Below are 11,312 nucleotides of genomic sequence, written 5' to 3'. Positions count from 1 at the left end.
TCTTCCTCAGACGGACAGGACGGTGCAGGCGCTGATTCCGGGCGCACCGTAGACATGGGTGAATCCGATGCGCGGGTGTCCGGGAACCTGTCGGGCACCGGCCTCCCCGCGCAACTGCGTGACGATCTCGTGTATCTGCCGGAGGCCGGAGGCGCCGATCGGTTCCCCGTTGGCGATGCATCCGCCGTCGGTGTTGATCGGGATCCGGCCACCGATCTCCGTCTCGCCTGCCACGATCAGTTTCTCCTGCTCGCCGTGCTCACAGAATCCGCACTCGGCCATGTGCATGATCTCGGCACCGCTCTCCGTGTCCTGGAGTTGCGCGACATCCACATCCGAGGGACCGAGTCCGGCCTGCTCGAACGCGGCGGCGGCGGTGGACGTGCTCACACTGGGCGGAGTTCCCCGGCCCTGTATCGACGGACCGAACACCTCGAAGGAGCCGAACCGGCGGGTGCCCGCCGAGATTCCGCGCAATTGCACAGGCCTTCCGCCGAGGCGCCGGGCGGCGGCCTCGCTCGCCACGACGACGGCGGCGCCGCCCTCGCCGGGAGAGCAGAACATGTATCGCGTCAGCGGGTCGTTGACCATGTCGGCTGCGGCGATTTCCTCAGAGGAAATCGGTTCGCGGCGCCAGGCATTCGGGTTCAGCGAGCCGTTGCGATACGCCTTTTCCGCCACGGCGGCCAAAGTCGGTGCGCTGATCGCGTGTTCGCGCATGTACCGCGCGATCTTGATGCCGAAGAACTGGGTGGTGACCATCAGGCCTGCCTCGCCGTAGCCGACGGGCAGACCCCAATCCTCCGGCGCCGGGTCGAAGGCGCCGCGCGGATGTTTGTCGAATCCGACCGCAAGTGCGATGTCGGCGGCGCCCGAGCGAATCGCGTTGACGGCAGACACCAGCGCGCTACCGCCGGTCGCGCAGCCGTTCTTGACGTTGGTGAAAGGTATTCCGGTGAGCCCGAGTTCGGAGACCAGGGTGTCGGCGAGCCCGGACCCGTCGCTGCCACCGAACGCGACCTGAACATCGGTCCACGCGATGCCGGCGTCCGTCAACGCGGACGCGATCGCATCCAGCGCCAGCTGTCGACCGCTCTTGCCCGGCTGACGTCCGAACTTCGAGAGTCCGGCCCCGACGATCGACACGGTGGACATCAGCGGATCTCCTTCAGACAGGCATCGGTGGCGAAGCGGGGCACCGGCGCCGTGGCGATCAAGGTCACCGGCGCCCCGTCGTCCAGTTCGTCGAAGTCGTGGCATTCGAGCACGGCTTCGATCCTGATTCCCTCGGTGAGTTCGACGTATCCGACGGCGAACGGCGTGAACCCGTTCGGCGGCGGGACATACGGCGGAGATTTCGGGGCGAACCGCTGAACCGTGTACGCCCAGACCGTTCCGCGTGTGCTCAGAGTGAACGGCGACATCGCCGGTCGTGAGCACTGCGAGCACAGGCTGGTGGCCGGGAACGCGACAGTCGAGCAGTGGGAGCACCGGCTCGCGCCGAGCGCAGGCGCGATATGTGTCTCGCCCATCTCATTCTCTCCTCGGGATTCGTGGTCGGTATCGGATCAGCGACCGACCCAGACCGGCTCACGCTTTTCGAGGAAGGCGTTCACGCCTTCTCGCGCGTCTTCGGACTGCAGCGCATTGCCGACGGCGAGGTGCTCCATCACCATCAGCGACTGGATGTCCGCGTCGAGACCGCGGTCGATGCACATCTTGGTGAGCTTCATCATGAACGGGCTCTTGTCGACGATCGGGGCGATGAACTCGGCGAGAAGCTTGTCGAGGTCTTCGGCCGGCGCCGAGGCGTTGATCAGGTCGAAGGCCTCCGCCTCCTTGCCGGTCAGGAGTTTGCCGGTCAGCATGAGCTCCTTGGTCTTCCGAATGCCGATCATCCGCGGAAGCCGGTAGATCGGGCCTGCCCCACCGAACAGCGCGCGGCGGATGTGGAAGTCGCCGATACGGGCGTCCTCGGCGGCGATGGCGAAGTCGCAGGAGATCATGAGCTCGAAACCGCCTGCGGTGACGAAGCCTTCGAGCACCGCGACGGACGGTGTGTTCATCGAATACAGGCGGTCGCACACCTTGGCGGACAGCACGGCAACGTCCATCGCGGTGGTGGAGCCGACGTACTTCTCCCGCAGCTCGTCGAGATCGAAGCCCGAGCAGAAGGTGCCGTCGCGTCCACGCAGGACGAGCACCTTGAGGTCGGGGTCGTTGTCGACCTCCACGATGATCTCGTCGAGGCGATGCAGCAGCTCGACGGTGACCGCGTTCTTCTTGTGCGGGCGGTTGAGCCACACGCGGGCGACGTCGCCGTCCTTCTCGAGCACGATGTGGTCGGTGTCCACCATGTCGGTGTCCTTTCGAGGGGTAAACTGAACTGGATTCACTTCAGTTCTACTGGGTGGGAGATGGTCCGTCAATAGGGCGGAGCAAGAGGTTTCGATTCAGCCGAGGGCAGACGCCCCGATTCAGAGCCCGACGAGATCCGCAACGCGGCTGCGGTGCGCCCGCGAATCACCGAGAAGCGGTTCGTCACCGAGCGCGCGGCGAACGTAGGAATGCGCCGCGTGTTCCCAGGTGAAGCCGACACCGCCATGCAATTGCACAGCCTCGAGGGCGGTGGCGATCGCGGCCTCGGTGCAGATCGCCCCCGCAACCGCGGCCGGGAGCGCCGCGGAGTCCGGGTCTTCCGAGAACACGGCTGCCGCATACCGCGCCGCCGATCGAGCCTTCTCCAACTCGACCAAAGTGTTGGCCAGCCGGTGCTTGACGGCCTGGAAAGAGCCGATCGCTCGCCCGAACTGATGGCGCTGCATCGTGTATTCCGTTGTGCTTTCGAGTAAGCGGTCGACGATTCCCACGTGTTCGCAAGCCAGCCCGATCACTCCCAGGCTCTGCAGCGATGCGGCCGTCCGCAGTGCGTCGCCGGGTCCGACGAGACGCACCGCGGCCGCGTCGCCGAAGAGCAGATTCGCCTGCCGCCGACTGGGATCGATGACCGGAAGCTCGGTGCGCCGGACCGGGGCGGTACGCAGATCGATCGCATAGAGGCCGGGCCCCTCGCCACCGCGGCCGAGTAGCACGACGATATCGGCCGCCCCGCCCTGCACGACATTGGTCGCGCGGCCGGACACCGACCAGCGGTCTCCAGTTCGGGTGGCGTCGACGAAATCGGTCTCCGCGCTGAGGGCTGTCACGGTTGCGACGAGTTCGCCCTGGACGACTCGCCCCAGCAGTTCGTCGACCTGCGGGCACCTGTCGGCAGTGAGCAGGGCCTGCACTCCCAGCATCGCGGACGTGAGTACGGGTTCGCTGACCAGCGCGCGCCCGCACTCTTCGAGAACGATCCCGAGTTCGACCACGCCGTAACCCAGGCCGCCGCGATCCTCCGGCACCGTCAGGGCGGCGACGTTCATCTCCTTGACGAGAAGCGACCACAACTCGGGCGAGTAGCCGATTTCCGACTCGGCGGCGAGACGGCCGGCCTCGAGCGTCGAATGCCGATCCAGCAATTGGCGGACCACCGCCCGGATATCGTCGTGCTCGGCGACAGGCGTCATCGCCGGGGGTTCGGTCTCGGGCCAGGGATGGGAATGGGTGGTCGGCATGGAACTCTCCTCAAATTGACGTGAGTTCAGTTTAGTTTCGCCCAAGCCGTCGCGGCAAGGACTCTCGACAATCGGCGTCGGGTTGAACTAAGTTCATTTCATGACCGATGCACTCGTAATCGAGCGGTACTACGCGATCCTCGACAGCGGCCGGATCGACGACGCAGTTGCCCTGCTCGACGAATCGATCGAGTTCGCCATAGTCCTCCCGGGTACCGTCCGCAGGGGGTACAGCCGCGCCGACATGCTCGACTACCTGAGGGGGCGGCCCCCGGTCGATCGACGACACGTACTGCTCCGAACGAGCAGCGCCGGCGACGTCCAGTTCGCCTACGGTTCCGTCGTCGAGCACGACATGAAGACAACCGGCTACTTCCTCGCCGCCATGCACCTCGACAGCGACGGAACCATCGATGCGTACGAGGTGTCCTTCGACACGGAATTCAGCATTCTCACAAAGGAGTTGGCCCATGGGCAGCGCGACTGACCTGAACGAGACGACATCTGCGACTCCCGTGCTGGTCGCGTGGTTCGCGATCATGGATTCGGACGATCCCGACCGCGTCCTGAACATGATCACCGACGACTTCCGGATGTCGGTTCAATTCTCCACCGGCGGTGGGAGTGCCGCCGAATTCGTCGGGGATCGCGCCGGTCTCGTCGAGTACCTGCAGCAACGCGAGAAGAGTGTGCTCGTGCACGAGGTCCTCGCGGGAGCTCGTGTGGGAGAGGTCGAACTGGCTCTGGGACGCACCACACGGAACGGTGATTTCGAGGCCTCGTTCAACACCTCTGCGCAGCTCGACGGTTCGGGCCGCGTACGGAGGTTGCTGATCTGCCGCACACCCGAGATCTCGTTCCCCCTCTGAAACCGGCTGTGAGTACTTGTCAACCGCGGGCGGTTAACAAGTACTCACAGCCGGTTCCGGTCAGGACGTGAGGTCGTACAGGGTCACGCCGTCGACGGTGACGGCGGTGAAGTTCTCCTGGACCCAGGTGGAGATCTCCGATGCCGTTCCGTCTCCACCCATTCCGCCGCCTCGGCCGCCGGAGATGAAGTAGTGGATCTTGCCGTCCGCCACATACTGCTGGAACTGCTCCAGCGTGGGTGACGGATCGCTGCCGTTGAATCCGCCGATCGGCATGACTGGGTCCTCGGTGGCCAGCTGGTAGCCGGATGCACTGTTGGATCCGATGGCCGCTGCCACCCAGGTGTAGTTGCCGGAGTCCTGTTCGAGCAACGACACCAGTTCCGCGCCCGGCTCACTGCCGGAGAGCAGTCCCCCGGCGGCGCCGCCGCCCATGGCACCCATACCGCCCATCCCGTCGGTGGCCCCTGCCGCCGCGCCGTCCGTCGCGCCGGCAGCGGCGCCACCCGGCGCGGTGGGCACCGCGGCACCGTCGGTGCGGCCGCCCATGCGTCCGGCACCGTCCATGCCGCCGGGGCCACCCATTCCGCCGGGGCCTCCGCGGGTGCCTTCGACGTTGGGTCCGGCCGAGACGATCGAACCGGTGTGCGGCGTCGCGATGGTGTCGACGGCGTAGGCCGTCGGCCCGGCGAGGCCGGTGAACAGCGCAGCCAGCATGACCACGGCAGCGATCCGGCCGCGGGTCAGCGCCGGGATCAGCACGGCAACCGCGGCGACGACGCCGACGCCGACCACGGCCCACTTCAGCCACGGCACGAACGACGCGCTACGTCCGAGCAGAACCCAGGACATGGCAGCGGTGGCCAGCAGTGTCACCGCGAGAACCGCCCGCACCCACAGCGCGTCCCGCCGACGCCACAGCGTCACCGAACCGATTGCCACCAGCGCGGCCACGGCCGGTGCGAGTGCCACGGTGTAGTACGCGTGGAAGATGCCCGCCATGAAGCTGAACGTCAGTCCGGTGACGAGCAGCCACAGACCCCACACGAGGAACGACGCACGCTGGGTGTCGACGCGAGGTGCCCTGCCGCGCAGTGCGAGACCGGCGACCAGCAGGATCAGTGCGGCCGGAATCAGCCAGGCGATCTGACCGCCCTGAGCCGACTCGAACATCCGCGTGATACCGGTGCTACCCCACATACCGCCACCGCCGGGGGCGCCTCCTCCGGGGAAGCCGCCGCCCGCCATGGCCTCGCCGGCACCGCCCATGGCCGCTGCGGCGTCCCCGCGACCGCCGCCGGGCGTGACACTTCCCGTCTCCTCACCGTTCAACCGGCCGAGACCGTTGTAGCCCAGCGTGAGTTCGAGGATCGAATTGTTCTGCGAACCACCGATCCAGGGCCGCGACGACGCCGGCCACAGTTCGACGATCAGCAACCACCAGCCCGCGGAGACGATCATCGCGCCGAGCGCCGCGAAGCACTGGGCGAGGCGTTTGCCGAACTTCGGCGGTCCCGCGAAGAGATAGGTCAGAGCGAGCGGCGGGACGACGAGCATCACCTGAAGCTGCTTGGTCAGGAACCCCAAACCGACGAACACGCCGGTCAGCACCATCCACCGGGTGCGTCCGTCCTCCACGGCCCGCAGCATCGCCCACACGGAGGCGATCATCAGCAGCACCAGCAGGGCGTCGGGGTTGTTGAACCGGAACATCAGCACCGCGATCGGCGTCAGCGCGAGCACGAGACCCGCGAGCAGACCCGCCGGGGCGCCGAACCACCGCTTCACCGTGGCGTACAGCAGGGCGACGGAACCGACACCGAGGAGGGCCTGCGGTACCAGCATCGCCCACGAGCTGAGCCCGAAGACCCGGACCGACAGCGACATCAGCCACAGCGACATCGGGGGCTTGTCGACGGTGATGGAATTGGCGGCGTCGGAGGATCCGAAGAAGAACGCCTTCCACGACTCCGAACCCGCCTGGACCGCGGCGGCGTAGAACGAGTTGGCCCAGCCGGAGGCGCCGAGCCCCCAGATGTACGCGACCGCGGTCCCGACCAGCAGTGCGGCGAGCGCCCACGGCTCCCACCGCCTGCGGGCGGGAGGTGGTTCGGCCGCTTCGACCTTCGGTTGTTCGAGGGTCGTCGTCATGCGTGAGCTCCTTCGGGGCGTGCGTTCCGGAACACCCAGCGAAGGGCTATGAAACGGCTGATGGTGGCAACGAGATTGGCGAGAACGAGGACGGCGAGTTCGACGTGCTTGGACACGTCCGGGGCCGCCGAGTGGAGGACGTACAACGAACCGCTGGTGAGCAGCAGTCCGAAGGAGAACACGAGCAGGCCCTGTATCTGATGCCGGGCGGCACCCTCGGATCCACGGACACCGAAGGTGAACGCGCGGTTGGCGGCCGTGTTGAGTACGGCCGTGACGAGCAGTGAGACGGCGTTGGCCCACTGCGCGCCCATGATCGGATGCAGGATCAGGTAGAGCAGCGCGTACGCGACGGTCGACGCGACGCCGATCACGGCGAACCGGGCCAGCTGCCCGACCATGCCGCGGGGAACTCCGGGCACCAGCGGCTCGCGCCCGAAGCTGTCGCGGAGGCTGCCGATCGGCAGCGATCCGGTGGACAGTGCCCGGCCCACCCGCCACACGCCCTTGAGGTCGGCGACGGCGGTCGCGACGATGTCGACGCGGCTGTCCGGGTCGTCGACCCAGTCGACGGGGACCTCGTGGATGCGGAGGCCTGCGCGTTCCGCGAGCACCAGCAGCTCGGTGTCGAAGAACCATCCGGTGTCCTCGACCAACGGCAGCAGGCGCTGCGCGACGTCCGCCCGCATCGCCTTGAACCCGCACTGCGCGTCGGAGAACCGCGCGTGCAATGCGCTACGGAGGATGAGGTTGTAGCTGCGGGAGATGAACTCGCGCTTCGGACCTCGGACCACCCGCGACGAGCGGGCGAGGCGGGAGCCGATCGCGAGGTCCGAATGCCCCGACAGCAAGGGCGCGACGAGCGGCATCAGGGCGTTGAGGTCCGTCGACAGGTCGACGTCCATGTACGCCACCACCTCGGAATCGGAGGCACTCCACACCGCGCGCAGAGCGCGGCCTCGCCCCTTCTCGTCGAGGTGCACGACACGGACGCCGTCGATCTCGTCGGCCAGCCGGTGCGCCACGGCGAGGGTGGCGTCGACGCTGGCATTGTCGGCGATGGTGATGCGGGCGGAGTAGGGAACGTTCTCGTCGAGGTGCCGCCGGAGCCGGCGCACGCAACGTTCGAGTCCGGCTTCCTCGTTGTAGACCGGCACGACAACGTCGAGCACGGGCGCGGTCTCGGAGGTTTCGGGGGTCTCGAGTCGTCCCATGGCGCCCGGTGCGCGGGAGAGGGAATTCGTCGTCATGCGTCCAAGATTCGTCCCGTACGCTCCGATGACCCTGGACGGAGGCTGGGAGTTTCCTGTGCGCTTCGCACCCGTGAGTACTTGTTAACCGCGGGAGGTTGATAAGTACTCACGGGCGGCGAAGCCGCATAATGGCGGCCATGGGATCTGTATTCAGCGCCATCATCAACGGAGATCTGCCCGGACGTTTCGTGTGGGAGGACGAGGACGTCGTCGCGTTCCTCACCATCGCCCCGGTCACCCAGGGCCATGCCCTCGTCGTACCCCGCAAGGAGGTGGACCAGTGGCAGGACGTCGACGGTGAGATCTGGACGAAGGTCATGGACGTCGCCCGCACAATTGGACAGGCCGTCCGCCCCGCTTTCGACGCACCGCGGGCGGGTCTGCTGATCGCCGGTCTCGAGGTGCCGCACCTGCACGTGCACGTCTTCCCGGCCTACGACCTCGGCGATTTCAACATCAGCAACGCCGAGCAGAATCCGTCCCAGGAATCGCTCGACGAGGCGCAGGCGAAGCTCAAGGCAGCGCTGCGCGAACTCGGCCACGGAGACAACGTCCCCGACTGACGGTCAGCTCGACCGCGGCAGTTCCACCCGGAACGTCGCACCCTCGCCGGGCCGGCTGTCGACGGTCACCGACCCGCGGTGGGCGGCGACCAGGGCCGCGACGATCGACAGGCCGAGCCCGCTGCCGCCGCTCTCCCGGGTGCGGGAGGCGTCGGTGCGGTAGAACCTCTCGAACACCCGGGCCGCGTCCTCCTCGCTGAGACCGGGTCCGGTGTCGGCCACCTCGAGCACGACGCTGTGTTCGGTGGTGCTCAGCCGCACCGTCACGTCCGCGGTGGCGGGGGTGTGTTTGACGGCGTTGGCGAGCAGGTTGCCGAGGACCTGCCGCAACCGGGCCTCGTCACCGATCACCTCGGGTGTCCCGGGTCCGGGGCGGACGTCGAGCGCGATGGACCGATCGGGGGCGACGGCGCGTGCCCCGTGCACGGCGTCCGAGGCCACCGACAGCAGGTCGACGGGCCGGGTCTCGAGGGGACGCTGGGCATCGAGCCGGGCGAGCATCAGGAGATCCTCCACGAGGAGTCCCATCCGCGATGCCTCCCCTTCGATGCGACTCATCAGGGTTTCCGTGTCGGTCATCGCGCCTTGTCGATACAGTTCGGCGAAGCCGCGGATCGTGGTGAGCGGGGTGCGCAGCTCGTGGCTCGCGTCGGCCACGAATCGCCGCATCTTCTCCTCGGAGCGCCGCGCCGATTCCTCCGACGCCTCGGTGGCGGCGAACGCGTGCTGGATCTGGGCGAGCATTCCGTTGAGCGCCACGGACAGTCGTCCGATCTCGGTACGATCGTCCCGTTCCGGAACACGGCGGTGCAAGTCACCCGACGCGATCGCCGCGGCGGTCTCCTCCACTTCGACGAGGGGACGCAGACTGCGCCGGACCACGAAGTACGCGACCACTCCCAGCACGATCAGCACCACCACACCGATGATGAGTTGCAGCACGATCAGCCGGTTCACCGTTTCGTCGTTCTCGGTGAGTGTCATCGCAACGGTGGTCTCGGTTCCGTCCGGCGCGGTCGTCGTCAGCACCCGCCACCGCACGTCGGAGTTGTCGGTCGAGCCGACCGTCTCGGGCCCGGACGCTGGGTTCTCGGGCAGTGCGGGGGATTCGGATTCGTCGTTGATCTCGCGCAGGACCGTTCCGTTCGGCAGCGTCGTGCGGACGTAGAACGGGCTCGGTGGTCGGCCGAGGTTCGGTTCGACCGGCGGCGGCAGCGGACGCGACTTGCCGGGCTTCGCCCACCCCTGAGCCGCGTCGTGCAGCTGATGATCGACGCGGTTGGTCAGCGAATTCTCGAGCGCCGACGTCACCGCGACACCGGACGCGAGGAGTCCGAGCGCAGAGAGAAGGAGAACCGCGCCGACGAGCGTGATGCGCAGTGGCATCGAGCGAATCCACCGTCGCGCAGGCCTGTTCGGGACAGCGGCGACCGCCTCGGCCGACTCCTGCGGAGCCGCGGGCGCGGTCATCGCCGCGGTTCTCGCATCACGTAGCCGACTCCGCGGAGGGTGTGGATCAGCGGAGTCTCGCCGGTGTCGACCTTCCGGCGAAGGTAGGACACGTACGACTCGACCACCCCGACCTCACCGCCGAAGTCGTAGTTCCAGACGTGGTCGAGGATCCGCGGCTTGCTCAGCACGGTGCCGGCGTTGACCATGAAGTACCGCAGCAGCGTGAACTCCGTCGGCGACAGCGACACCAGGTCGCCCGCCTTCCAGACCTCCCGCGTGTCGTCGTCGAGTTCGATGTCGGCGAACTTGATGCGGGCGGACTGCTCCTCCACCGACACCTTCCCGGCCCGCCGCAGGATGACGCGCAGCCGCGTCACCACTTCTTCGAGGCTGAACGGCTTGGTGACGTAGTCGTCCGCGCCGAGGGTGAGGCCGCTGATCTTGTCCTCCACCGCGTCCTTCGCGGTGAGGAACAGCACCGGAGCGTCCACACCGTCGGCGCGCAGCCGCTTGAGCAGGCCGAATCCGTCCATTCCCGGCATCATGACGTCGAGGATCACGGCGTCGGGCCGGAACGTGCGGGCCGTGTCGAGTCCCTCGGCCCCGGTCGTCGCCGTCGCCACCTCGAATCCTTGAAACCGCAGGCTCACGGACAGCAACTCGAGGATGTTCGGTTCGTCGTCGACGACGAGGACGCGGGCTTCGACAGGCTTCTCATTCACGCAACCCATCATCACTCGCGACGCTGGATCGTCGCTGTAGGTTTCCTGGGAGATTCCTGTGAGCGGTACCGCCGGCCTGTGCGGTTGGGATTCCGGTCGTCAGTTCACCACGATGTTGAGGTTGAGTACTACCCCGCCGAACGTCAGGATCGTGTTGGCCAATCCGAGTGTGACACCGCTGTTGAGTGCCCCGAGCAGTCCGAGCATCATGACCTCCATCGTTGCCCCTCGGAAGGGGTGGTTGCGCGCTGTCCGTGCGCGTTGCGGATGACACTAGGTCAACTCCGAAGAATTCGCGGCGACACACGCACGCGAATTCCCCCAATAAAATCACCCATTCTTCTTTACCGAAAAAGGGGGAAATTCTCGGCGCATGAGCAAGGATGGGAAAGTTGCGCTCCGCGTGCCGTCGCCTCCGGTCGTCGCACACGAGACAACCCCGCCGTCGATTCGACAGCGGGGTCGTGGGAGCGGAGTTGTCTTGACAGGCAGGAAGTTCAGGCTACGACGTTCAGGTTGAAAACCACTCCACCGAACGTCCCGATCGTGTTGGCGAGTCCGAGGGTGAATGCGCTGTTGATTGCCGCGAGCAGTCCGAGCATCATGATGTGCCTCGTTATCTTCCGTGGTATACGCACACAATTCACTGTTTCGCTCGACAATAAATGAGGCGACCTCGATCTGC

At 66.8% G+C, this 11,312-nt stretch carries 11 protein-coding genes; 3 read left to right on the top strand and 8 right to left on the bottom strand.

Annotated features, from left to right (window positions below):
• Nucleotides 1-6 precede the first annotated feature (6 nt).
• The 4 genes from CJ177_RS26450 to CJ177_RS26435 form a co-directional block, all read right to left on the bottom strand.
• The gene (locus CJ177_RS26450; protein WP_095868994.1) at nt 7-1,155 is read right to left on the bottom strand and encodes a thiolase family protein; all 1,149 of its coding nucleotides are present in this window, start codon (nt 1,153-1,155) and stop codon (nt 7-9) included.
• Nucleotides 1,155-1,532: a Zn-ribbon domain-containing OB-fold protein gene (locus CJ177_RS26445; protein ID WP_095868993.1), complete on the bottom strand. Its 378-nt coding sequence runs from the start codon at nt 1,530-1,532 to the stop codon at nt 1,155-1,157. The genes CJ177_RS26450 and CJ177_RS26445 overlap by 1 nt, the downstream gene beginning before the upstream one ends.
• A 36-nt stretch (nt 1,533-1,568) precedes the next feature.
• On the bottom strand, nt 1,569-2,357 hold the full coding sequence (locus CJ177_RS26440; RefSeq protein ID WP_005244486.1) for an enoyl-CoA hydratase/isomerase family protein: 789 nt from the start codon (nt 2,355-2,357) through the stop codon (nt 1,569-1,571).
• Nucleotides 2,358-2,477: 120 nt separating this feature from the next.
• The gene (locus CJ177_RS26435) at nt 2,478-3,617 is read right to left on the bottom strand and encodes an acyl-CoA dehydrogenase family protein (protein ID WP_005244487.1); all 1,140 of its coding nucleotides are present in this window, start codon (nt 3,615-3,617) and stop codon (nt 2,478-2,480) included.
• A gap of 100 nt (nt 3,618-3,717) precedes the next feature.
• Between CJ177_RS26435 and CJ177_RS26430 the strand changes: the two genes are divergently transcribed.
• Nucleotides 3,718-4,104, top strand: coding sequence for a hypothetical protein (locus tag CJ177_RS26430; protein ID WP_005244488.1), 387 nt, complete (start codon nt 3,718-3,720; stop codon nt 4,102-4,104).
• Nucleotides 4,088-4,486 carry a hypothetical protein gene (locus tag CJ177_RS26425; protein ID WP_061042236.1) on the top strand — a complete coding sequence of 133 codons (399 nt, stop codon included), beginning with the start codon at nt 4,088-4,090 and terminating at the stop codon, nt 4,484-4,486. The genes CJ177_RS26430 and CJ177_RS26425 overlap by 17 nt, the downstream gene beginning before the upstream one ends.
• A 60-nt stretch (nt 4,487-4,546) precedes the next feature.
• Here the strand turns inward: CJ177_RS26425 and CJ177_RS26420 are convergent, their stop codons facing one another.
• Complete coding sequence (locus tag CJ177_RS26420) at nt 4,547-6,637, bottom strand: glycosyltransferase family 39 protein (protein ID WP_061042237.1); 2,091 nt, start codon at nt 6,635-6,637, stop codon at nt 4,547-4,549.
• Nucleotides 6,634-7,887 carry a bifunctional glycosyltransferase family 2/GtrA family protein gene (locus tag CJ177_RS26415; RefSeq protein WP_095868992.1) on the bottom strand — a complete coding sequence of 418 codons (1,254 nt, stop codon included), beginning with the start codon at nt 7,885-7,887 and terminating at the stop codon, nt 6,634-6,636. The genes CJ177_RS26420 and CJ177_RS26415 overlap by 4 nt, the downstream gene beginning before the upstream one ends.
• 140 nt (nt 7,888-8,027) lie before the next feature.
• Between CJ177_RS26415 and CJ177_RS26410 the strand changes: the two genes are divergently transcribed.
• Complete coding sequence (locus tag CJ177_RS26410; RefSeq protein ID WP_005244493.1) at nt 8,028-8,453, top strand: HIT family protein; 426 nt, start codon at nt 8,028-8,030, stop codon at nt 8,451-8,453.
• Between the two features lie 3 nt (nt 8,454-8,456).
• Here the strand turns inward: CJ177_RS26410 and CJ177_RS26405 are convergent, their stop codons facing one another.
• Nucleotides 8,457-9,839, bottom strand: a complete 1,383-nt coding sequence (locus CJ177_RS26405) for a cell wall metabolism sensor histidine kinase WalK (protein ID WP_061042239.1) — start codon at nt 9,837-9,839, stop codon at nt 8,457-8,459.
• Nucleotides 9,840-9,919: 80 nt separating this feature from the next.
• Nucleotides 9,920-10,636, bottom strand: coding sequence for a response regulator transcription factor (locus tag CJ177_RS26400; protein ID WP_179443301.1), 717 nt, complete (start codon nt 10,634-10,636; stop codon nt 9,920-9,922).
• Nucleotides 10,637-11,312 lie beyond the last annotated feature (676 nt).

Origin of the sequence: Rhodococcus sp. ACPA1 (assembly GCF_002300195.1) — a bacterium.
In the GTDB taxonomy this organism is placed as follows: Bacteria; Actinomycetota; Actinomycetes; order Mycobacteriales; family Mycobacteriaceae; genus Rhodococcus_F; species Rhodococcus_F opacus.
This window is presented reverse-complemented; position numbering and strand designations above follow the sequence as displayed.